This is a genomic window from Pseudomonas sp. B22129, assembly GCF_044218875.1.
Taxonomy (GTDB): Bacteria; Pseudomonadota; Gammaproteobacteria; order Pseudomonadales; family Pseudomonadaceae; genus Aquipseudomonas.
On the sequence record NZ_CP162592.1, the window covers coordinates 1,930,743 to 1,951,743 of the forward strand.

Consider the following 21,001-nt stretch of genomic DNA (forward strand, 5'->3'; position numbering starts at 1 on the left):
AGGCATGGCATTTGCTCTATCAATTCAAAGCCTCGCTCCTCGCAGGAGACGAGCGCAATAACAAGAGCCTCGCCTGAGGCCATCACCCGCTTTGTGTGAGGAGATACCGCGATGACGTCGTTCAACTCCGGGGCCCAACCCCAGAACCGTGCGCCTCAATCCATCGGCTTTTTGCTGCTGGACAATTTCACGCTGATTTCCCTGGCGTCCGCCGTGGAACCGCTGCGCATGGCCAACCAGCTGTCCGGCCGCGAGCTGTACCGCTGGACGACTTTGAGTGTCGACGGTAACCAGGTGTGGGCCAGCGACGGCCTGCAAATCACCCCCGATGCCTCCATGCACAAAGCCCCGGCCCTGGACACTGTGATTGTGTGCGGCGGCGTGGGTATCCAACGCACCGTTACCCGTGAGCATGTGTCGTGGCTGCAAAGCCAGGCGCGCCAGTCCCGTCGCCTTGGCGCGGTGTGCACCGGCAGTTGGGCCCTGGCCTGCGCGGGTTTGCTGGATGGTTTTGATTGCAGCGTGCACTGGGAATGCCTGGCGTCGATGCAGGAGGCGTTCCCGCGCGTGGCCATGAGCACACGCCTGTTCACCCTCGACCGTAACCGCTTCACCAGCTCGGGCGGCACTGCGCCGCTGGACATGATGCTGCACCTGATCAGCCGTGACCACGGCCGTGAACTGTCGGCGGCCATCTCGGAAATGTTCGTGTACGAGCGCATCCGCAACGAACAGGATCACCAACGCGTGCCGCTCAAGCACATGCTTGGCACCAACCAGCCGAAGCTGCAGGAAATCGTCGCGCTGATGGAAGCCAACCTGGAAGAGCCGATCGACCTGGACGAACTGGCGGTGTACGTCGCCGTATCGCGGCGTCAGCTGGAGCGCCTGTTCCAGAAATACCTGCATTGCTCTCCCTCGCGTTATTACCTGAAGTTGCGCCTGATCCGTGCGCGGCAGTTGCTCAAGCAGACGCCGATGTCGATCATCGAAGTGGCGTCGGTGTGCGGGTTTGTGTCCACGCCGCACTTCTCCAAGTGCTACCGCGAATACTTCGGCATTCCGCCACGGGATGAGCGTGTAGGTTCCAATACGACCCAGCAAGTGGCGATGATGCCGATTCCGCAGGCGCTGGTGTTGTCACCGTTGTCGGGGCCGATGTCAGCGCTGAGCCAGGCGCGTAATGAGTCGACGTTTGCCAGTGTAAGGCTCTAGACCGAGTCGCCTGCATTCGCGAGCAAGCCCGCTCCCACATTTGACCGAGTTCCAACGTTGGAATGCAGTCGAATGTGGGAGCGGGCTTGCTCGCGAAAGCGGTCTATCAGGCGCCAGAGCTCTGCTTGAACTGCACAAGAGCCGGCAACAACTGCTTGTCAATCGCCTGCCTCACCGCCGGCAAGATCGTCGCACTGCCGGTGTACATCTGCTCCACCATGCCCTTGAGGGCTTTGGCCCGGGCCGCGCTCAAACCGCGCACTGCGCACTCGCAAGCCTGTTCGGCAGTGGCGCCACTGGACACTTCAAAACCCAGCGAGCGCAGGTGGCCCAGCAGGTCATCCTGGTCAATCAAATCCGCGTGCATCATGACGTTTATCCTGGTGTAGGGAGCGGGGTCTGAATTGGATTCTGGTAGGCCATCAGCCGGTGGGCAAGGGCAGAATCAGTGAATGGCTCTGATGGCTATGAACAGGTCGTTTTCGGGTCATTTACCGACAGAAGTAAAAGGCACACTGAATGCCTGCAAGCAGCTTGAAGGTTTGGTCACCCTCGGGATGTCACGCTCACACCCAGCGCTCTGCCCCGATCCTGTCACGGCTTGATCGGGGCTTTTTTTGCCCTGAGATTTGTGGTGCTGCTGCCGGCCTCTTCGCGAGCAAGCCCGCTCCCACATTTGACTGCATTTCAAAGGTGAAACTCGGTCAAAATGTGGGAGCGGGCTTGCTCGCGAAGGCCGCGCCTCGGTCTACCGCTGTAACACTAAAATACGCGAGAGCAACTCATCCCGGTCGATGTAACACCCCTGAAAATGCCGGGCCCCCGACGCCGGATCAAACGCATTGCGCGCGTGCAACGTCCGCCGATTATCAAAGCACCACAGCTCACCCGGATTCAAACGTTTGACGAGACGAAAACGCGCCTCCCGCGTCATCGCAATAAACCGCCGATAAGCCCGATACAACAACGGCATCTGCTCCACACTGGCTTCAAATGGCCCACGCAGAAAGTTGGCCATGCGAATCTCCGCCACATCGCCCAAAGCATCCAGCGCAATGATCGGCGCCAGTCGCCGGTAGTCGCTGTGACGGTCTTTATTGCGAAACTCCACCGGGATTTCACACAACGCGCGAAACGCCTCGGGGTCTTCCGCGCGCAAGGCTTGGGCGATGGCAAACCCGTCGACAAAAATACTCTCGCCACCGTCGGCATCGTTCACCAGGCAATGCAGAAATTGCAGCCCCGGTTGCAGCTCTCGTGTCGGCAAATCGCTGTGCAGGGGCAGGTTGAAAGCGGTGTAGGCATTACTGTCCGCGTCGGCTTTGGATTGCACGTTGAACAGCACGCCGAAGTTGCTCTCGCGGATAAACGAAATGCGCTTGGCGATCAGCGCCAGCGAGCCGGGTTCGGTGGGCACACCACGGATTTGCGTCAGGCCACTGTCGCGCACGGCCAGCAGCCATTGCAACAACGCCTTGGGGTCTTCCATCACGGCGGCATAGTCGAAAACCGGTAGCGAGAAAGTATGGTCCCACAGCCGGGATTTGGGCTTTGCCGCGCGGCGCTCGGCGCGTGATTCATCGTCGTAGGCGTGGGCGCGCAGCCAGCCAGGGTCGTAACGGCTGTGATGACCGCCGCTCCATTGCACACTGAGAAAACCCTGATCAATGTGCGCGCTGACGGCGCTGAGGTGTTCGTCCACATCGACGATTTCCAGCACCTGTTCACGGGTCACGCTGTACACGCATTGCGTACACGGGCAGTTGTCGCGCAGCCACTGGTGATGAAACGGGCTGGCCCTTCCATCCGCCCACTGCACAAGGATCTGATCCTCCAGCACTCGCGCATCCGCGAGGTCGCTGATTTTTGGGTAAGTACGAAAATCGGCAACAGCGGCGGCGGTTTGCATGGTGGCTCCTTATTGTTTTTTGGGTGGCAATCCAATTACCCGGCCGAGCAGGGCAGGGCGCGCAAGGCCGGCCTGTTCAGCGCTGATGGCAGCTAGTTTTTCCAGCGTGGCCTCGGTGAACGGCGCCGAGTGCGGGCCGGCGAGGTCGACGTGCAGCAGCATCTGTTCATTGCCCGCCAATTCCTTCTCGTCGCCCACCAGGTGCAGGCTGTGATAGAGGTGCAGGCGCTTGGCGTCATGGGCGATCAGTTGGGTATGCACCTGCACCTCGGCGCCGAGTTTCACTTCGTGCAGGTAGTTCAGGTGCAGCTCCAGAGTGAACAGCGAATGGCCGCTGGCTTCGCGGTTTTCACTGGTAAGCCCGAGCGTGTCCATCAGCGCGTCGGTGGCGTAGCTGAAGATCAGCAGGTAGAACGCATCGCGCAAGTGGCCGTTGTAGTCCACCCAGTCGGGCTGGATGTGGGTGGTGTAGGTGGTCAGTGCAGGCATGGCATAAATCCCAGAAATGTACTCGATCTAAAATGTGGGAGCGGGCTTGCTCGCGAATACGGTGTGTCAGTTGGAGCATTCGTGACTGATCCACCGCATTCGCGAGCAAGCCCGCTCCCACATTAGTTACTCAGCGAAGCTCATGCCGTGTTTTTCTTTGGTGGTTTTCACCGCCTCCAGCACCGCCAGCAGGCAATCATCACGATAGCGCTCCAGCGCCGAAATGCTGTGTTTGCCCAGCTGATCGCTGGTGCCGTCCACCACATCGTCGATCAACTTGTCGGTCAGTTCCGGTGCTGGCAGGTAAGTCCAGGGCAACTGCAACGCCGGGCCAAATTGCGCCATGAAGTGCCGCATGCCTGCGTCGCCACCCGCCAGGGTGTAGGTCAGGAAAGTACCCATGAACGACCAGCGCAGGCCCGCGCCAAAGCGAATCGCGTCGTCGATTTCGCCGGTGGTGGCCACGCCGTCGTTCACCAAATGCAGCGCCTCGCGCCACAGCGCTTCAAGCAGGCGGTCGGCGATAAAGCCTGGCACTTCCTTACGCACATGTAGCGGGCGCATGCCGAGGGATTCATAGACTTTGATTGCCGCTTGAATAGCCTCCGGCGCGGTGTTCTTGCCGCCGACGACTTCCACCAGCGGCAGCAGGTAAACCGGGTTGAACGGGTGGCCGACCACGCAGCGTTCCGGGTGGGTCGAACCCTCGTAGAACTCGCTCGGCAACAGGCCCGACGTGCTCGAACCAATCAATGCATTCGGCTTGGCGGCGGCGCTGATCTTGCTGTGCAGTTCCAGCTTCAGTTCCAGGCGTTCCGGGGCGCTTTCCTGGATGAAGTCGGCGTCCTTCACGCATTCTTCGATGGTGGCCACAAAACGCAGGCGGCCCTGAGACGCGCCGGGTGCCAGGCCTTGTTTCTCCAGGGCGCCCCAGGCGTTGGCGACACGTTTGCGCAACGCGGCTTCAGCGCCGGGCGCCGGGTCCCAGGCCACTACATCCAGGCCGTGGGCGAGGGCGCGGGATACCCAGCCGCTGCCGATGACACCGCTGCCGAGGGCGGCGAAGGTTTTGATTTCGGTGATAAAGCTCATGGCGACAGTCCTGAAAAGTTCGGTGATTCATTGTGGGAGCTGGCTTGCTGTGGCGAGGGAGCTTGCTCCCGCTGGAGTGCGAAGCGCTCCCAAGATCTTGGGGCCGCTGCGCAGCCCAGCGGGAGCAAGCTCCCTCGCCACAAAGCCCGCTCCCACAGGGGGGGTGTGGGTTAGCCGCGCTTGGTCAGGCCCATCTTCACGCGGCCTTCGGCCGGGGTCATGACCCGTGCGCCCAGGCGGCTGAGGATTTCACTGGCGCGTTCCACCAGTTGGCCGTTGGTCGCCAGCACGCCTTTGTCCAGCCACAGGTTGTCTTCCAGGCCGACCCGCACGTTGCCGCCCAGCAGCACGGCTTGCGCGGCCATCGGCATTTGCATGCGGCCGATGCCGAAGCCCGCCCACACGGCGTCGGCCGGCAGGTTGTCGACCATGGCTTTCATGGTGGTGGTGTCGGCCGGAGCGCCCCACGGGATGCCCAGGCACAGCTGGAACAGCGGGTTATCGAGCAGGCCTTCCTTGATCATCTGCTTGGCGAACCACAGGTGGCCGGTGTCGAAAATTTCCAGCTCGGCCTTTACGCCCAACTCTTGAATGCGTTTGGCGCCTGCGCGCAATTGCGCCGGGGTGGACACGTAAATGGTGTCGCCGTCGCCGAAGTTCAGGGTGCCGCAATCCAGTGTGCAGATTTCCGGCAGCAGTTCTTCCACGTGGGCCAGGCGGGTCAGCGGGCCGACCAGATCGGTGTTGGGGCCGAACTCCATCGGGTTCTCGCCGCCACCGATTTCCAGGTCGCCGCCCATGCCGGCGGTGAGGTTGACGATGATGTCGATGTCGGCCTCGCGAATGCGCTCCATCACTTCACGGTACAGGGCGACATCGCGGCTGAACTTGCCGGTTTGCGGGTCACGCACATGGCAGTGCACAACGGTGGCGCCGGCCTTGGCGGCTTCCACGGCGGCGGCGGCGATTTGTTTGGGAGTGACCGGCACGTGTGGGCTGCGGCTGGTCGTGTCGCCAGCACCGGTGAGTGCGCAGGTGATGATGACGTCGTGGTTCATGAGGCAGGTTCCTTACAGGCGGGCGTAGTGATGCCGTTCGCAGCCAACAGCGGCTGCGACACGGTGAGTCGAATCAGGTTATTTGGCGGTCAGTTGCAGGTTGGCTGCAGCCGGTTTGCCGTCGAAGGTGGTCACGCCTTCCAGCCAGCGCTGCTGGTCTTGCGGGTGATCCTTGAGCCACTGCTTGGCGGACTCGATGGCGTCCTTGTGATCCAGCAGCGGTTGCATCATCCGGCTCTCGTCGGCGGCGGTGAAAGTCAGGTTGGTCAGCAGTTTGTGGATGTTCGGGCACTGTTCGGCGTAAGTCGGCGAGGTGACGCTCCATACTGTGGCCATGCCTTCGTTCGGGCCCAGGGCGTCGTCGCTGCCGGTGAGGTAAGTCATCGCGACGTTGACATTCATCGGGTGCGGCGCCCAGCCGAAGAACACCACGGCTTCCTTGCGGCGCACGGCGCGGTCGACGGCGGCGAGCATGCCAGCTTCGCTGGACTCCACCAGTTGGAACTTGCCCAGGCCGAACTGGTTCTTGGCGATCATCGCCTTGATCTGCGTATTGGCGCCCGAGCCGGGCTCGATGCCATAGATCTTGCCGCCCAGTTCTTTTTCGAACTTGGCAATGTCAGCGAAGGTCTTCAGGCCCTTGTCAGCCAGGTAAGTCGGCACGGCGAGGGTGGCGCGTGCATCTTCCAGGCTCGGTTTGTCGAGGACTTTGACTTGCTTGGCGTCGACGAACGGGGTGATGGTCTGGGTCATCAACGGGTTCCAGTAGCCGAGGAACAGGTCCAGGCGCTGGTCGCGGATGCCGGCGAAGATGATTTGCTGGGAAGCGCTGGTTTGTTTGGTCTTGTAGCCGAGGCCGTCGAGCAACACTTGGGTCATGGCGCTGGTGGCGATTACGTCGGTCCAGTTCACCACGCCCATGCGCACGTTCTGACAGGACGCCGCGTCGGCGGCCATCACGTTGGTGCTCAAAATGGCGCTGGCGCTGAGTGCAAGCACGCAGCGGCTGATCAGTCGGTTCATGGTGGATCCCTCGGCAGGTCGTTATTGTGGGGTCCGGCGTCTTTGTGCGCCGTGAGGCCAAGTTACGCAAGCCAGGGGGCGACAAAACGCACGGCGGCGACCAGCTCTTGCACTGCAGCGACCTGCCCCCTTGAATCCACCCGAGAACGGGAGTATCACAGTGCCACGCTGCCCGCCTGACGAGAGCGCCACCATGTCCCAGGATTTCTATTTTTTGCTGATGCCGGGCTTCTCGGCCATTGGCTTTATCTCCGCGCTGGAACCGTTGCGAGTGGCCAACCGCTTTCGCGGCGAGCTGTACCGCTGGCACGTGTTGAGTGCGGATGGCGGCGCGGTGCTGGCGAGCAATGGCATGTCGGTCAACGCCGACGCCGCGCTGGAGCCACTGAAAAAGGGCGCGACGCTGATGGTGGTCGCAGGCTTTGAGCCCTTGAAGTTCGCCACGCCGCTGCTGGAACACTGGCTGCGCCGCCTTGATCACGACGGCGTGACCCTCGGCGCCATCGACACTGGCGCCTGCGTGCTGGCCGAAGCGGGATTGCTCGACGGCCACCGCCTGACCCTGCACTGGGAGGCCATCGACGCGTTCAAGGAGTCCTATCCGCAACTCACCGTGACCCAGGAACTCTTCGAAATCGACCGCCGCCGCATCACCTGCGCCGGCGGCACGGCCTCCATCGACCTGATGCTCGACCTGATCGCCCAGGCCCACGGCCCGGAGCTGGCGATCCAGGTGTCCGAACAGTTCGTGCTCGGCCGCATCCGCCCGCGCAAAGACCACCAGCGCATGCAGATCGCTACGCGTTATGGCATCAACAACAAGAAACTGGTGCAGGTGATTGGCGAGATGGAACAGCACACCGAGCCGCCGCTGAGCACCTTGGCGTTGGCCGACGCGATCAAAGTCACGCGCCGACAGCTGGAGCGGCTGTTTCGTCTGCATCTCAATGACACACCGAGCAACTTCTACCTCGGCCTGCGCCTGGAAAAAGCCCGGCAGCTCTTGCGTCAAAGCGGCATGAGTGTGCTGGAAGTGAGTATTGCGTGCGGGTTTGAGTCGCCGTCGTATTTCACCCGCAGTTATAGGGCGCGGTTTGCGAAATGCCCGCGGGAGGATCGGCGAGGGGAGGTGGTCTGAGCCCGGATTTCGAGAGCAATACAGATCAAATGTGGGAGCTGGCTTGCCTGCGATAGCGGTTTATCAGATGGCATCCATGGTGCTGACCCACCGCTATCGCAGGCAAGCTGAACTGGCCTAATGATTTTGGACACTTCAATCGGGCGCTATGATAGCGCCCAAATCTGAGGTGTTTGGATATGCGTAAATCTTATTCGAGTGAGTTCAAGCTCAAGGCTGCCAGCATGGTGCTGGATGAAGGTCAGCCGGTTACCGAGGTCTGTGCCAGCCTGGATATTGGCCCTACTGCTCTGCGCCGTTGGGTCGATCAAGTGCAAAAAGAACGCTTGGGCTCGACTCCGGTGGGAGCCAAAGCAATTACGGCTGATCAACGAGAGATCCAGAGACTCAAAGCCCTGCTCAGGGAGAAAGACCTGGACATTGAAATCTTAAAAAAGGCCAGTGCTCTCCTGCTTTTGGACGCCAAAGATCATTCACGCTGATCGATGAGCTGGACGAGCAGTACGGCGTTAAAAGGTGTTGCCGGGCGTTCGGGGTTAACCGCAGCAGCTTCTATGCCTGGCGCCAGCGCCAAGGCAGAGCAAATCCTGAGCGGGAAAAGCTCAAAGCCGCGCTGGTCAGGTACCACAAGGCGTCGAGAGAGTCGGCGGGCGCACGTACCTTGTCCAAGGAGCTGCAAGCCAAAGGACATCGTGTCGGACGTTATATGGCTCGCAACTTGATGCGCGAAGCTGGCATCGCTAGTCGTCAGCGCAGGCGCCATAAGTACAAGTCGCCGGGCGTGGAGGCCTTGGTGGCGCCGCATATGCTCAAGCGAAAGTTTGATGTGACGGCGGTTAATCAGGTGTGGTGTGGCGACGTAACGTACATCAAGGTCGGCAAGCGTTGGATGTACTTCGCCGCCGTTCTGGATCTGTACGCTCGCAGGATCGTAGGCTGGTCGTTCTCGATGATTTCTGATGCCAACCTGACCTGCGAAGCACTACGCATGGCGGTGGAGTTGCGTGGCCATCCCCAGGATGTGCTGTTTCATTCTGACCAAGGTTGCCAGTACACCAGCCATAAATTCAGAAACGCGCTTGTGAAACATGGATTTAGGCAAAGCATGAGCCGTAAAGGCGAGTGCTGGGACAACGCCCCGATGGAGCGTTTCTTTGGTAGTTTGAAATCCGAGTGGGTTCCTGAAACGGGCTACAAACTGGAACATGAGGCCCGGGCAGACGTGCAGCGCTATGTCTCGCGCTACAACATCAGCAGGCCTCACAGCTATAACGACTACAGGTCGCCGGTCGTGAAGGAAAGGGTGGCGGCGTGAACCGTAATCAGTGTCCAAGATTACTTGACCAGTTCAAGCCAGCTCCCACATTTAATTTCTGCAGTGGCTTACTTCTTTAGCAGGGCCGAGCACGCCGCTTTGTAGGCTTCATGCTGGTACTTGTTCAGCGTCGCTGGCAGTTCAAAGTTGTGCTTCTTGTTCTGTGCATTAATGGTCTGCGGCGACAGCAGCGTCACCTCCACCCCATCCAGCAACTGAAACACCCCTTCAATCTTGAACGTAGTCGGGCCACCGGCGAATTCGCCTTTCTTGCTGCGCTTCTTGATCGCAATGCGAGTGATGGTATTTGCCTGCACAAAAGCCTTCACTTGGGTGGCGAAGGCTTTGACGTTGGCCGCTTCATCGTCGTCTTCCAGAGCGATTTTCTTGATGGCCAGGGCGACATGGGCCAGCGCCCCGTTGTCCAGGGACGCGACAGCGATGATGGCTTCGCTGCCTTTGATTTCGATGCCGCAGAGAGTCATTTTCAAGCCTATTGAATGAGAGGGGGTCAGTAATAGCGATCTTCGGCTTTGTGCTGATAGATCCGGTGCACGGTCCACAGGATCAGCATCCAGCACACAATTATTAAGCCGCTGCTGGCGCTCATGATGTAGAAATTAGGCGAACTCGAATGGAAGTTGGCCTTGATGTTATGCACCGTTGGAAACCATTTTGAATACACCACGGCGACCTCGTCGCCGACTTCGTAACCAGGGTCTTCAACGAAGCTGTTGTTATTCACCATGCCGTCTTCGCGCTGGCCTTCATGGCTGAACGAGTAATAAACGTTGGTGCTTGCGTTTCGCGGGCCGACGCTTTCGAGTTGAGTGATTTCCCCAACTGCTTCTACGGGGGCTGCCTTGATCAGTCCGTGTGGTGCACCCCGGCTGACCGACAGGGACAGCATCAGTGACAGTATCAATGTGAATAGAAACAGCAGAACAGCGCGCGTGAACAGGTAATCCCGTTCCGCTTCGCGGGCGTAATACATGTGAATTCCTTTTCAATGTTCCAGGCGGTGTCAGGCCTGTTATTCCTGCCCGATCGACTCCAAAAACTCCGACCGCTCATCACTCATCCGCGCCAAGCAGTCGTTCTGCTGGATCGCGTACTGCTTGCTGCCGTTTACCGCCGGGAAGGTGTCCACCGCGCAATCGGCATCACGCAATTTTTCCCACTTCTGCTGGGCATCCTTCAGACGAGCGGTAATGTCGGCCAGTTGCGACTTGTTGCTGGCATAGGTCGAACCCATGCGTTCCAGCAGGCCTTGATAGTTATCTTTGAGCAATTGCTCGGCGGTGGTCTTGTTGTAGGTGGCGCATTCCAGGGTTTGCTTGTCGTTTTCAATGCCATCGCACGGCGTGTTGTCGGTGTCTTCAGCCGCGTGGGCGGTGGTTGCGATGAGTGCCAAAGCCAGGAAAATCGATTTCATTGCGCCGTCTCATATCAGGTGATGACGCAAATTCTGGCTCAAGCGTGGGACAAAGAACAGCCGCCAGCCAGAGATGTCATGTAGGCCTTTGTCGCGGATTGACGCTTTCGGCAATTCCCCTGTCGTTTTTGCACCCGGCTCTGTCGGCCCCTGGGCATATGCTGGCCCCAAAGCGCCGGCAGACGATTCGGCGCATGAATCGCCAATAAGGGGACGCCTGATGAGCCCAGCCGAATTGCACGCCGACAGCATCGTTATCGACGGGCTGATCATTGCCAAGTGGAACCGCGACCTGTTCGAGGACATGCGCAAAGGTGGCCTCACCGCCGCCAACTGCACCGTGTCGGTGTGGGAAGGGTTCCAGGCCACCATCAATAACATCGTGGCCAGCCAGACCCTGATCCGTGAGAACAGCGACCTGGTGATCCCGGTGAAAACCACCGCCGACATCCGCCGCGCCAAGGAACTGGGCAAAACCGGCATCATCTTCGGCTTCCAGAACGCCCATGCGTTTGAAGACCAACTGGGCTACGTCGAGATCTTCAAGCAGCTCGGCGTGGGCGTGGTGCAGATGTGCTACAACACCCAGAACCTCGTTGGCACTGGTTGCTACGAGCGTGATGGCGGCCTGTCGGGCTTTGGCCGTGAAGTCGTCGGTGAGATGAACCGCGTCGGCATCATGTGCGACCTGTCCCACGTGGGCTCCAAAACGTCCGAAGAAGTCATCCTCGAATCGAAAAAGCCGGTGTGCTACTCCCACTGCCTGCCGTCAGGCCTTAAAGAGCACCCGCGCAACAAATCCGATGAAGAGCTTAAGTTTATTGCGGACCACGGCGGTTTTGTCGGCGTGACCATGTTCGCGCCGTTCCTGGCCAAGGGCATCGACTCCACCATCGACGACTACGCCGAAGCCATCGAATACACCATGAACATCGTCGGCGAAGACGCCATCGGCATCGGCACCGACTTCACCCAGGGCCATGGCCAGGATTTCTTCGAAATGCTGACCCATGACAAGGGCTACGCCCGCCGCCTGACCAGCTTCGGCAAGATCATCAACCCGCTGGGCATCCGCACCGTGGGCGAGTTCCCCAACCTCACCGAGACCCTGCTCAAGCGCGGCCACAGCGAGCGCGTGGTACGCAAGATCATGGGCGAGAACTGGGTCAATGTCCTGAAGGACGTCTGGGGCGAATAAGCCACCACTGACACTTCTTTTCCCCTGGCCATCCGGCGCCGGGGGCATCCAAACGAATTTTCTGGAGTTAAGTTTCCATGGCCAAGATCGCCCCGCAATTGCCTATCGAAGTCGACAGCGAAACCGGTGTCTGGACCTCCGACGCGCTGCCGATGCTGTACGTGCCGCGCCATTTCTTCGTCAACAACCACATCGGTATCGAAGAAGTGCTGGGCGCCGATGCCTATGCCGAAATCCTCTACAAAGCCGGCTACAAGTCCGCCTGGCACTGGTGCGAGAAAGAAGCCGAATGCCACGGCCTGGAAGGCGTCGCAGTGTTCGAGCACTACATGAAGCGCCTGTCGCAACGCGGCTGGGGCCTGTTCAAGATCCAGGACATTGACCTGGACAAAGGCACCGCCAGCGTCAAGCTGGAACACTCGGCGTTTGTCTACGTGTACGGCAAGGTCGGGCGCAAGGTCGACTACATGTTCACCGGCTGGTTTGCCGGCGCCATGGACCAGATTCTTCAAGCGCGTGGCAGCAAGATTCGCACTGTTGCAGAGCAAGTCTACGGAGGCTCCGAAGAGGGCCACGATGACGGCCTGTTCACCGTCAAGCCGTTGTAAGCCGAGGACCGTGCCATGGCTTTCGAAGCAATGTTCCAGCCGATCCAGATCGGCAAGCTGACCATCCGCAACCGCGTGCTCAGCACTGCCCACGCCGAGGTGTATGCCACCGACGGCGGCATGACCACTGACCGCTACGTGAAGTACTACGAAGAGAAAGCCAAGGGCGGCATCGGCCTGGCGATCTGCGGCGGCTCCTCGGTGGTGGCCATCGACAGCCCCCAGGAGTGGTGGAGTTCGGTCAACCTGTCCACCGACCGCATCATCCCGCACTTCCAGAACCTGGCCGACGCCATGCACAAGCATGGCGCCAAGATCATGATCCAGATTACCCACATGGGCCGCCGCTCGCGTTGGGACGGTTTTAACTGGCCAACCCTGATGTCGCCGTCCGGCGTGCGTGAGCCGGTGCACCGTGCCACCTGCAAGACCATCGAGCCGGAAGAAATCTGGCGCGTGATCGGCAACTACGCCAGCGCCGCCAAACGTGCCAAGGCCGGTGGCCTGGACGGTGTGGAACTGTCCGCCGTGCACCAGCACATGATCGACCAGTTCTGGAGCCCACGGGTCAACAAGCGTACCGACGAATGGGGTGGCACCTTTGAAGGCCGCATGAAGTTCGGCCTGGAAGTGCTCAAGGCCGTGCGCGCCGAAGTGGGTGATGACTTCTGCGTGGGCATGCGCCTGTGCGGTGACGAATTCCACCCGGACGGCCTGTCCCACGAGGACATGAAACAGATCGCCAAGTACTACGACGACACCGGCATGCTCGACTTCATCGGTGTGGTGGGGTCGGGTTGCGACACGCACAACACCCTGGCCAACGTGATCCCCAACATGAGTTATCCACCGGAGCCCTTTTTGCACCTGGCGGCCGGCATCAAGGAAGTGGTCAAGGTGCCGGTGCTGCACGCGCAGAACATCAAGGACCCGAACCAGGCCACGCGCATTCTGGAAGGCGGCTACGTGGACATGGTCGGCATGACCCGTGCCCACATTGCCGACCCGCACCTGATCGCCAAGATCAAGATGGGCCAGATCGACCAGATCAAACAGTGCGTCGGCGCCAACTATTGCATCGACCGCCAGTATCAAGGCCTGGACGTGCTGTGCATCCAGAACGCCGCGACCTCCCGTGAATACATGGGCGTGCCGCACATCATCGAGAAATCCACCGGGCCAAAACGCAAAGTCGTGGTGGTGGGTGCCGGCCCGGCCGGGATGGAAGCTGCGCGCGTTGCCGCTGAACGGGGCCACGACGTGACCCTGTTCGAGAAGAAAGAATTTATCGGCGGGCAAATCACCACCGCCTCGAAAGCCCCGCAACGTGACCAGATTGCCGGTATCACGCGCTGGTTCCAGCTGGAACTGGCGCGCCTGAAGGTCGACCTGCGCCTGGGTGTGGCGGCGGATGCCGACACCATCCTGGACCTGCGCCCGGACGTGGTCGTGCTGGCCGTGGGCGGCAACCCGAACGTCGAGCAGAACGAACACTGGGGCGCGGCCGAAGGCTTGATCGTCAGCAGCTGGGACGTGCTCGATGGCAAAGTCGCGCCGGGCAAAAACGTACTGGTGTACGACACCATCTGCGAATTCACCGGCATGTCGGTGGCGGATTTCCTTGCGGACAAAGGCAGCCAGGTCGAGATCGTCACCGACGACATCAAGCCGGGCGTGGCCATCGGCGGTACATCGTTCCCGACTTACTACCGCAGCATGTACCCCAAAGAAGTGATCATGACCGGCGACATGATGCTGGAAAAGGTCTACCGCGAAGGCGACAAGCTGGTGGCAGTGCTGGAGAACGAATACACCGGCGCCAAAGAGGAGCGGGTGGTGGACCAGGTGGTCGTCGAAAACGGCGTGCGCCCGGACGAAGCCATTTACTACGCCCTCAAGGAAGGCTCGCGCAACAAAGGCCAGATCGACGTCGAAGCCCTGTTCGCAATCAAGCCGCAACCTTGCCTGAGCGAAGCGGGTGATGGGTACTTGCTGTTCCGCATCGGTGACTGTGTGGCGCAGCGCAATACCCACGCTGCGATCTATGACGCCCTGCGCTTGTGCAAGGATTTCTGACCCAGCCTTGAACCAATGTGTACTCGGTCAAAATGTGGGAGCGGGCTTGCTCGCGAAGGCGGTGAATCAGCCACCGAATGCGTCAGCTGACACACCGCCTTCGCGAGCAAGCCCGCTCCCACATTTAGGTCCAGTTTCACAGTAGACCTGTGTGGTCTTTGGGAGCTTCACCATGTTGAACACCCTGCTGCCTATTCTCTTGTTCACCGCCCTGGGCCTCGCCGTCCTCGGCGCCCTGCGCCGGGTGAACATGTGGCGCCGTGGCCGCGCGTCAAAGGTCGACCTGCTGGGCGGCCTGCTGGCTATGCCCAAGCGCTACATGGTCGACCTGCACCACGTGGTCGCCCGCGACAAATACATTGCCAATACCCACGTCGCCACGGCGTTGGGCTTTGTGCTGTCGGCGCTGCTCGCCATTCTGGTGCACGGCTTCGGCCTGCATAACCGTATCCTCGGCTATGCCTTGTTGCTGGCTTCGGTGCTGATGTTTGTCGGCGCCACGTTCGTCTACCTGCGCCGCCGCAACCCGCCGTCGCGTCTGTCGAAAGGCCCGTGGATGCGCCTGCCGAAAAGTCTGATGGCGTTCTCGGTGAGTTTTTTCCTGGTGACGCTGCCGGTGGCTGGGATTCTGCCAGCGGACTTCGGCGGCTGGCTGCTTGCCGCGTTGCTCGGCGTGGGCGTTCTGTGGGGCGTGAGCGAGATGTTCTTCGGCATGACCTGGGGCGGCCCGATGAAACACGCCTTCGCCGGTGCCTTGCACCTGGCCTGGCACCGTCGCGCCGAACGCTTTGGCGGCGGCCGTTCCACCGGTTTGAAACCGCTGGACCTCAGCGATAAATCCGCGCCACTGGGCGTGGAAAAACCCAAGGATTTCACCTGGAACCAACTGCTTGGTTTTGATGCTTGCGTGCAGTGCGGCAAGTGCGAAGCCGCGTGCCCGGCATTCGCCGCCGGCCAACCGCTGAACCCGAAAAAGCTGATTCAGGACATGGTGGTCGGCCTGGCCGGCGGCACCGATGCCAAGTTCGCCGGCAGCCCCTATCCGGGCAAACCCATCGGCGAACACGGCGGCAATCCGCATCAGCCGATCGTCAACGGCCTGGTGGACGCTGAAACCCTGTGGTCGTGCACCACCTGCCGCGCCTGCGTGGAAGAGTGCCCGATGATGATCGAGCACGTGGACGCCATCGTCGACATGCGCCGCCACCTCACCCTGGAAAAGGGCGCCACGCCGAACAAGGGCGCTGAAGTCCTGGAAAACCTGATCGCCACCGACAACCCCGGCGGTTTTGCACCGGGTGGCCGGTTGAACTGGGCGGCGGATCTGAACCTGCCGTTGCTCAGCGAAAAAGGCACCACCGACGTGCTGTTCTGGGTCGGCGACGGCGCCTTCGACATGCGTAACCAGCGCACCTTGCGTGCGTTCGTCAAAGTGCTGAAAGCGGCCAAGGTTGATTTCGCCGTGCTGGGCCTGGAAGAACGCGACAGCGGCGACGTCGCTCGGCGCCTGGGCGATGAAGCGACGTTCCAATTGCTGGCCACGCGTAATATCCAGACGCTGGAGAAGTATTGCTTCAAACGTATCGTCACCTGCGACCCGCACAGCTTCCACGTACTGAAGAACGAGTACGGCGCCTTCAACGGCAATTACCTCGTGCAGCACCACAGCACCTTCATGGCCGAGCTGATCGGCGAAGGCGCGTTGAACCTGGGCCAACACAAGGGCAGCAGCGTGACCTATCACGACCCGTGCTACCTGGGCCGCTACAACGGCGAATACGAGGCACCGCGTCAGGTACTGCGCGCGCTGGGTATCGAGGTCAAGGAGATGCAACGTTCGGGCTTCCGTTCACGCTGCTGCGGCGGCGGTGGCGGGGCGCCGATCACAGACATTCCCGGCAAGCAACGTATTCCCGATATGCGCATGGACGACATCCGCGAAACCGGCGCCGAGCTGGTGGCCGTGGGTTGTCCACAGTGCACGGCGATGCTCGAAGGTGTGGTTGAGCCGCGTCCGTTGATCAAGGACATCGCCGAGTTGGTGGCCGACGCGTTGCTTGAAGACACTGCGCCGGCGAAGGTCCCTTTAAAACGTGAACCTGCGGAGGTGCACTGATGAGCGAGATTATCCGCCGCGACCCCCGGGCCGAATGGATCGCCCGCAACCGCCTGCACCCGCTGCATGCGGCGATGCAGCCGGTGCAACACAGCTGGATGGGACCTAACGGTGTCATCCGCAAAAATGTGCATGGTGTCGGTTTTATCGGCCCCAACGGCATCAAGCGTATCGACCGCAGCGGCGCCCAGCAGGGCGGCGCCGCCAAACGCACGGCGGCGGTGGAAGTGCAGTTGCCGTTGCACCAGGTTCCAGCGCCTGCGTTCTACATCAACGTGGTGCCGGATATGGTTGGCGGCCGCCTGAGCAGCCACGACCGTGACGTGCTCGGCCTGGCCCGCCAGTTGGCGGGCAGCGACGGCGCAGTGCTGGCCGTGGTGTTTGGCGAACACAAGGAAAGTGCGTTTGCCACGGCCGGTGTTGATCGCCTGCTGGTGCTGGAAGGCCACGCATTCGACGGTTATTCACCGGAGCAACGCGTCCAGGGCCTTCGGGCTGTGGATAACCAATTCAACCCGCGCCATTGGCTGCTGCCGGACAGCCGCAGCGGCGGCGGTGAATTGGGCCGACGTTTTGCTGCGAGCCTCAAGGAACGTCCGGCCACGCGCGTCTGGCAGATCAAGGGCGAGGAGTGCATCGGTCGCGCCGGTGCGGGCCAGGAAGATCTGGCTCGGCCACTGCCACGCCTGATTCTCGCCGCCGTGGAATGCGCCGAACCGGTCAGCGAAACCCGTCACGAAGTTCTGCCCGTGGAGTTATCCACACCCTTGGCGCGCAGCCTGCCACGTATCGAGGATCTGGGGGCGGTGGCGGTGGACCCGGCAGCGATTCCCATGGCCGAAGCCGAATTCATTTTCTCTGGCGGCAACGGTGTGAAGGACTGGGCATTGTTCCACCAGACTGCCGCCGCATTGGGCGCCACCGAAGGCGCCTCGCGGGTGGCGGTGGACGATGGCTTCATGGCCCGCGACCGCCAGGTCGGCGCCAGCGGCACCTGGGTCACGGCGCGAGTTTACGTGGCCGTGGGGATTTCCGGGGCGATCCAGCACCTGCAAGGCATCGGTGCCTGCGACAAAGTGGTGGCGATCAACCTCGACCCGGGCTGCGACATGATCAAGCGTGCCGACCTGTCGGTGATCGGCGAAAGCGCCGCAATCCTGCAAGCGTTGATTGCGGCGGTCGAAACCTACCGCAACGGCGCCAAGCGCGATGCAGCTTAAGGAAATGGCCATGACCACGAATGTAATCAGCCTGGTGTCCATCGGCGCCCACCCGACTTCCGGGCGCCCGCGCCGCGCCGAGCAAGACGCGCGCGCGGTCGAGTTGGGCCTGCAAATGGCTGGGGATAAGTTGCAGGTGCTGCACGCGGGCAACCTCCATGAGCCGACGTTGCGCAGCTACCTGGGCATGGGCTTGCCGCAACTGCATGTGTTGGAGCAGCCGGCGGGCAGCGATGCGTTGCCGGTGCTCAGCGATTATCTGCGCGAGGCCGGCGCCCAGGTCGTGCTTGCCGGCAGCCAGGCAGAAACCGGCGAAGGCTCGGGCATGTTGCCTTTCCTGCTGGCTGAGCAACTGGGCTGGCCGCTGATTGTGGGGCTGGCGCAGGTTGAATCCATCGACGGCGGTGTGGCGCATGTGCTGCAAGCCCTGCCGCGCGGTCAACGGAGGCGTTTGAAAGTGCGCTTGCCGTTTCTGGCCACGGTGGATAACGCCGCACCCAAGCCACGCCAAAGCGCTTATGGCCCCGCGCAGCGCGGTGAGCTGGCGGCGCATGAGGTCGAAGTTGAAGAAGATGAGTTATTCACAGGCGCCGTATTGCAACCGGCCAAGCCTCGGCCCAAGCGCCTCAAGGTGATCAAGGCCAAGAGCGGTGCTGATCGCATGAAGGCAGCCACCGCCAAGGCCAGTGGCGGCGGTGGGCAGGTGCTCAAGGGGCTAACTCCCGAAGCCGGTGCCGAAGCGATCCTCAAGTTGCTCATCGAAGAAGGCGTCGTACGCTGAACCCCTGTGGGAGCGGGCTTGTTGTGGCGAGGGAGCTTGCTCCCGCTCGACTGCGCAGCAGTCGCCTGCCCTTAGGGGCGCTTCGCACCCCAGCGCAAGCAAGCTTGCTCGCCACAGAAAGCCCCCACTTTAGTTTGCAATGTCCGTGAGCTTACCCACAATCCCTGTTGACCCACCTGTGGATAACCTGTTCGCGCTTGTCCACACCCCCTGTGAATCAAGCCCTCCAGCCCTCTGTACGAAAAATAACCAGGCTAACTGACGGTTTTTCCTGGGTTTTCTCACTGAATAACTTTGAGCGCTTATACAGACTTGCCCCCAAAGTCTGTTGGCGCTTCTGTGGATAAGATGTTCGCTATTGGCTACGGCCCATGTAAATAGAGGCTTTCAGTGAGTTGGTTGAAATATGACCAATTCGTGCCTTTGACCGACTTAAATCCCTGAGTGCCCCGGTTTATGAAGGTTTGACGTGGTTTTCCACAGCGTAGCCAAAGTTGCCCCCAAAGTCTGTTGGTGCTTCTGTGGATAAGGTGTTCGCGTACTGCTGTAGGCCAAGAATTCCGTGGCTTGCAGGGTGTTGATCAATAAATGATCAGGTGTGCGTAAAACCCGTCAATTTAAATAAGTCACGGATTTTCTTCATTTAATTTTGGGAGGAAGGCGCAGTTGCCCACAATTGCTGTGGGTGGCTTTGTGGATAAGTTGTTGGGTAAAGGCTGGAGGGCAGAGCGCTTCAGGGCTGCAAGAGGATTGATCAAATTATGAACAATATGGAAATCCAAATGTGGGAGCGGGCTTGCTCGCGAAGGCGACGTGTCAGTCACCATCATCGGCGACTGACACTCCGCTTTCGCGAGCAAGCCCGCTCCCACACAAGCCTGTTCTCACCGTCAGATCGGTGGAGTCTCTGTTACTCGTGCACCGCCACACCTTTGAGGTAAGGCGCAGGCGCCGCCCCCAGGTTGCTCAGCAACCGCTCGCTGTACCAGTCCACAAAATTCACCACGCCAAACTCATAGGTCTTGGAATACGGACCTGGCTGGTAGGCCGTGGAGTTGATCCCGCGCTGGTTCTCTTCGGCCAGGCGACGGTCCTGGTCGTTGGTGGCGTCCCACACTTGGCGCATGCGGTCGACGTCGTAGTCCACACCTTCCACGGCGTCCTTGTGCACGATCCACTTGGTGGTGACCATGGTTTCCTGGGCGCTGATCGGCCACACGGTGAACACGATGATGTGGTCGCCCATGCAATGGTTCCACGAGTGCGGCAGGTGCAGGATGCGCATCGAGCCCAGGTCCGGGTTCTTGATGCGGCCCATCAGCTTGGCGCAGCCTTGTTTGCCGTCCATGGTCATCGACACGGTGCCCTTGAGCAGCGGCATGCGCACGATGCGGTTACGCAGGCCGAAGCTGGCGTGGGCGTAAGGGATCTTCTCGGCATCCCAGGCGGCAGCGGAGGCGGCGACGTGATCCTTGAAGGCCTGGTCGGCCCGTGGGTCGGTGACGTCGTCCCATTCCAGCAGGGTTTTCAGCAGTTCCGGGTGCGACGCGTTGCAGTGGTAGCACTCGCGGTTGTTTTCCAGCACCAGTTTCCAGTTGGCTTTCTCGAACAAGGTGGTGGTGATCGCCACCTTGGTGTTCTCCATGTCGTACGGTTCCATGTAGTGGTTCAGTGTCGACAGGAAGTCATCAATGGCCGGCGGGTTTTCCGACAGGCTGATGAAAATGTAACCACCGGCGGTCTTCACGTTGACCGGCTTGAGACCGTATTGCTTCATGTCGAAGTCGGCGCCCATCTCGGTGCCGGCGAACAACAGGCGGCCGTCCAGCTCGTAAGTCCACTGGTGGTAGTGGCACACCAGTTTGGCGACCTTGCCCTTGTCGCTGGTGCACAGGCGCGAACCCCGGTGGCGGCAGACGTTGTGGAACGCGTGCACCACGCCGTCGGCGCCACGGATGACGATGATCGGGTTCTTGCCGATTTGCAGGGTGATGTAGTTGCCCTTGGTGGGGATCTCGCAGGTCATGCCGGCGATCAACCACTCTTTCTGGAAAATTTCCTGCATGTCGATATCGAACAGCCGTTCATCAGAGTAAAACGGCTGCGGCAGCGAAAAGGTGCGCTCGCGCTCTTGCAGCATTTGCGCGGTGGCCTTGCGTGCGGGTTCCAGCGGATCGCCCAAGCTTAAGGTTGCGGTGACGTCCATCGTGTATGTCCTCATGGCCATTCTGTGTGGCCGAGATAAGTGGCTGATCAGGTGTGCAGCAAGGCGTAAAGAAAGCGTCGTTGTCTGAAGCGAGTGTGGGGCCGCTGAACGCCAGAACCTTG

The 21,001-nt window shown here is 60.6% G+C and carries 20 protein-coding genes; 10 read left to right on the plus strand and 10 right to left on the minus strand.

The features are described from left to right. The first annotated feature begins 111 nt into the window (after nucleotides 1-111). Nucleotides 112-1,215 carry a GlxA family transcriptional regulator gene (locus AB4P94_RS08755; RefSeq protein WP_005792167.1) on the plus strand — a complete coding sequence of 368 codons (1,104 nt, stop codon included), beginning with the start codon at nucleotides 112-114 and terminating at the stop codon, nucleotides 1,213-1,215. A gap of 106 nt (nucleotides 1,216-1,321) precedes the next feature. Here AB4P94_RS08755 and AB4P94_RS08760 read toward each other — a convergent pair whose 3' ends face one another. The 6 genes from AB4P94_RS08760 to AB4P94_RS08785 form a co-directional block, all read right to left on the minus strand. After that, entirely contained in the window at nucleotides 1,322-1,585 is a 264-nt protein-coding gene (locus AB4P94_RS08760) for a hypothetical protein (RefSeq protein WP_078739492.1), read from the minus strand. A gap of 378 nt (nucleotides 1,586-1,963) precedes the next feature. Continuing rightward, entirely contained in the window at nucleotides 1,964-3,124 is a 1,161-nt protein-coding gene (locus AB4P94_RS08765) for a gamma-butyrobetaine dioxygenase (protein WP_395610221.1), read from the minus strand. Nucleotides 3,125-3,133: 9 nt separating this feature from the next. Beyond that, on the minus strand, nucleotides 3,134-3,613 hold the full coding sequence (locus tag AB4P94_RS08770; RefSeq protein ID WP_395610222.1) for a thioesterase family protein: 480 nt from the start codon (nucleotides 3,611-3,613) through the stop codon (nucleotides 3,134-3,136). 126 nt (nucleotides 3,614-3,739) lie between these two features. After that, nucleotides 3,740-4,705: an L-carnitine dehydrogenase gene (locus tag AB4P94_RS08775; RefSeq protein ID WP_395610223.1), complete on the minus strand. Its 966-nt coding sequence runs from the start codon at nucleotides 4,703-4,705 to the stop codon at nucleotides 3,740-3,742. Between the two features lie 170 nt (nucleotides 4,706-4,875). Beyond that, on the minus strand, nucleotides 4,876-5,763 hold the full coding sequence (locus AB4P94_RS08780) for a 3-keto-5-aminohexanoate cleavage protein (protein WP_395610224.1): 888 nt from the start codon (nucleotides 5,761-5,763) through the stop codon (nucleotides 4,876-4,878). A gap of 78 nt (nucleotides 5,764-5,841) precedes the next feature. Then, nucleotides 5,842-6,786 (minus strand): choline ABC transporter substrate-binding protein, encoded by a 945-nt coding sequence (locus AB4P94_RS08785; protein ID WP_395610225.1) that lies wholly within the window; start codon nucleotides 6,784-6,786, stop codon nucleotides 5,842-5,844. Nucleotides 6,787-6,979: 193 nt separating this feature from the next. Here AB4P94_RS08785 and AB4P94_RS08790 point away from each other — a divergent pair, with 193 nt between their 5' ends. The 3 genes from AB4P94_RS08790 to AB4P94_RS08800 all read left to right on the plus strand — a co-directional run bounded on the left by AB4P94_RS08790 (nucleotide 6,980) and on the right by AB4P94_RS08800 (nucleotide 9,239). After that, nucleotides 6,980-7,924, plus strand: a complete 945-nt coding sequence (locus tag AB4P94_RS08790) for a GlxA family transcriptional regulator (protein ID WP_395610226.1) — start codon at nucleotides 6,980-6,982, stop codon at nucleotides 7,922-7,924. Nucleotides 7,925-8,103: 179 nt separating this feature from the next. Next, nucleotides 8,104-8,406 carry a transposase gene (locus AB4P94_RS08795; protein WP_014717988.1) on the plus strand — a complete coding sequence of 101 codons (303 nt, stop codon included), beginning with the start codon at nucleotides 8,104-8,106 and terminating at the stop codon, nucleotides 8,404-8,406. Between the two features lie 8 nt (nucleotides 8,407-8,414). Then, on the plus strand, nucleotides 8,415-9,239 hold the full coding sequence (locus AB4P94_RS08800; RefSeq protein ID WP_395611313.1) for an IS3 family transposase: 825 nt from the start codon (nucleotides 8,415-8,417) through the stop codon (nucleotides 9,237-9,239). A 68-nt stretch (nucleotides 9,240-9,307) separates the two neighbouring features. On the opposite strand, the gene AB4P94_RS08805 is transcribed toward AB4P94_RS08800, so the two are convergent. From AB4P94_RS08805 to AB4P94_RS08815, 3 genes are read right to left on the minus strand one after another with little or no spacing between them, the layout of a single operon-like run. Beyond that, a complete protein-coding gene (locus AB4P94_RS08805; RefSeq protein ID WP_395610227.1) occupies nucleotides 9,308-9,724 on the minus strand; it encodes a DUF3010 family protein in 417 nt (138 codons plus the stop codon). A gap of 26 nt (nucleotides 9,725-9,750) precedes the next feature. Further along, nucleotides 9,751-10,233, minus strand: coding sequence for a hypothetical protein (locus AB4P94_RS08810; RefSeq protein WP_395610228.1), 483 nt, complete (start codon nucleotides 10,231-10,233; stop codon nucleotides 9,751-9,753). Between the two features lie 39 nt (nucleotides 10,234-10,272). Next, the gene (locus AB4P94_RS08815; RefSeq protein ID WP_395610229.1) at nucleotides 10,273-10,674 is read right to left on the minus strand and encodes a lysozyme inhibitor LprI family protein; all 402 of its coding nucleotides are present in this window, start codon (nucleotides 10,672-10,674) and stop codon (nucleotides 10,273-10,275) included. A 220-nt stretch (nucleotides 10,675-10,894) separates the two neighbouring features. On the opposite strand from AB4P94_RS08815, the gene AB4P94_RS08820 reads away from it, so the two are divergent. The 6 genes from AB4P94_RS08820 to AB4P94_RS08845 all read left to right on the plus strand — a co-directional run bounded on the left by AB4P94_RS08820 (nucleotide 10,895) and on the right by AB4P94_RS08845 (nucleotide 18,673). Then, nucleotides 10,895-11,872 carry a dipeptidase gene (locus AB4P94_RS08820; RefSeq protein ID WP_176996679.1) on the plus strand — a complete coding sequence of 326 codons (978 nt, stop codon included), beginning with the start codon at nucleotides 10,895-10,897 and terminating at the stop codon, nucleotides 11,870-11,872. Nucleotides 11,873-11,949: 77 nt separating this feature from the next. Beyond that, complete coding sequence (locus AB4P94_RS08825) at nucleotides 11,950-12,480, plus strand: DUF5943 domain-containing protein (RefSeq protein ID WP_016972865.1); 531 nt, start codon at nucleotides 11,950-11,952, stop codon at nucleotides 12,478-12,480. Between the two features lie 15 nt (nucleotides 12,481-12,495). Then, complete coding sequence (dgcA, locus tag AB4P94_RS08830) at nucleotides 12,496-14,556, plus strand: dimethylglycine demethylation protein DgcA (protein WP_395610230.1); 2,061 nt, start codon at nucleotides 12,496-12,498, stop codon at nucleotides 14,554-14,556. Nucleotides 14,557-14,728: 172 nt separating this feature from the next. Beyond that, on the plus strand, nucleotides 14,729-16,672 hold the full coding sequence (dgcB, locus tag AB4P94_RS08835; protein WP_395610231.1) for a dimethylglycine demethylation protein DgcB: 1,944 nt from the start codon (nucleotides 14,729-14,731) through the stop codon (nucleotides 16,670-16,672). Continuing rightward, nucleotides 16,672-17,892: an electron transfer flavoprotein subunit alpha/FixB family protein gene (locus tag AB4P94_RS08840; protein ID WP_395610232.1), complete on the plus strand. Its 1,221-nt coding sequence runs from the start codon at nucleotides 16,672-16,674 to the stop codon at nucleotides 17,890-17,892. Before dgcB ends, AB4P94_RS08840 begins: the two co-directional genes overlap by 1 nt. A 10-nt stretch (nucleotides 17,893-17,902) precedes the next feature. Then, nucleotides 17,903-18,673, plus strand: coding sequence for an electron transfer flavoprotein subunit beta (locus tag AB4P94_RS08845; RefSeq protein WP_395610233.1), 771 nt, complete (start codon nucleotides 17,903-17,905; stop codon nucleotides 18,671-18,673). A 910-nt stretch (nucleotides 18,674-19,583) separates the two neighbouring features. Here the strand turns inward: AB4P94_RS08845 and gbcA are convergent. Then, a complete protein-coding gene (gene gbcA, locus AB4P94_RS08850; protein WP_395610234.1) occupies nucleotides 19,584-20,879 on the minus strand; it encodes a glycine-betaine demethylase subunit GbcA in 1,296 nt (431 codons plus the stop codon). Nucleotides 20,880-21,001: the final 122 nt, after the last annotated feature.

What these genes read in the sequence shown, in the direction of transcription:
- AB4P94_RS08755 (WP_005792167.1), top strand. Translation starts at nt 112, where the DNA reads ATGACGTCGTTCAACTCCGGGGCCCAACCCCAGAACCGTGCGCCTCAA.
- AB4P94_RS08760 (WP_078739492.1), bottom strand. Translation starts at nt 1,585, where the DNA reads ATGATGCACGCGGATTTGATTGACCAGGATGACCTGCTGGGCCACCTG.
- AB4P94_RS08765 (WP_395610221.1), bottom strand. Translation starts at nt 3,124, where the DNA reads ATGCAAACCGCCGCCGCTGTTGCCGATTTTCGTACTTACCCAAAAATC.
- AB4P94_RS08770 (WP_395610222.1), bottom strand. Translation starts at nt 3,613, where the DNA reads ATGCCTGCACTGACCACCTACACCACCCACATCCAGCCCGACTGGGTG.
- AB4P94_RS08775 (WP_395610223.1), bottom strand. Translation starts at nt 4,705, where the DNA reads ATGAGCTTTATCACCGAAATCAAAACCTTCGCCGCCCTCGGCAGCGGT.
- AB4P94_RS08780 (WP_395610224.1), bottom strand. Translation starts at nt 5,763, where the DNA reads ATGAACCACGACGTCATCATCACCTGCGCACTCACCGGTGCTGGCGAC.
- AB4P94_RS08785 (WP_395610225.1), bottom strand. Translation starts at nt 6,786, where the DNA reads ATGAACCGACTGATCAGCCGCTGCGTGCTTGCACTCAGCGCCAGCGCC.
- AB4P94_RS08790 (WP_395610226.1), top strand. Translation starts at nt 6,980, where the DNA reads ATGTCCCAGGATTTCTATTTTTTGCTGATGCCGGGCTTCTCGGCCATT.
- AB4P94_RS08795 (WP_014717988.1), top strand. Translation starts at nt 8,104, where the DNA reads ATGCGTAAATCTTATTCGAGTGAGTTCAAGCTCAAGGCTGCCAGCATG.
- AB4P94_RS08805 (WP_395610227.1), bottom strand. Translation starts at nt 9,724, where the DNA reads ATGACTCTCTGCGGCATCGAAATCAAAGGCAGCGAAGCCATCATCGCT.
- AB4P94_RS08810 (WP_395610228.1), bottom strand. Translation starts at nt 10,233, where the DNA reads ATGTATTACGCCCGCGAAGCGGAACGGGATTACCTGTTCACGCGCGCT.
- AB4P94_RS08815 (WP_395610229.1), bottom strand. Translation starts at nt 10,674, where the DNA reads ATGAAATCGATTTTCCTGGCTTTGGCACTCATCGCAACCACCGCCCAC.
- AB4P94_RS08820 (WP_176996679.1), top strand. Translation starts at nt 10,895, where the DNA reads ATGAGCCCAGCCGAATTGCACGCCGACAGCATCGTTATCGACGGGCTG.
- AB4P94_RS08825 (WP_016972865.1), top strand. Translation starts at nt 11,950, where the DNA reads ATGGCCAAGATCGCCCCGCAATTGCCTATCGAAGTCGACAGCGAAACC.
- dgcA (WP_395610230.1), top strand. Translation starts at nt 12,496, where the DNA reads ATGGCTTTCGAAGCAATGTTCCAGCCGATCCAGATCGGCAAGCTGACC.
- dgcB (WP_395610231.1), top strand. Translation starts at nt 14,729, where the DNA reads ATGTTGAACACCCTGCTGCCTATTCTCTTGTTCACCGCCCTGGGCCTC.
- AB4P94_RS08840 (WP_395610232.1), top strand. Translation starts at nt 16,672, where the DNA reads ATGAGCGAGATTATCCGCCGCGACCCCCGGGCCGAATGGATCGCCCGC.
- AB4P94_RS08845 (WP_395610233.1), top strand. Translation starts at nt 17,903, where the DNA reads ATGACCACGAATGTAATCAGCCTGGTGTCCATCGGCGCCCACCCGACT.
- gbcA (WP_395610234.1), bottom strand. Translation starts at nt 20,879, where the DNA reads ATGGACGTCACCGCAACCTTAAGCTTGGGCGATCCGCTGGAACCCGCA.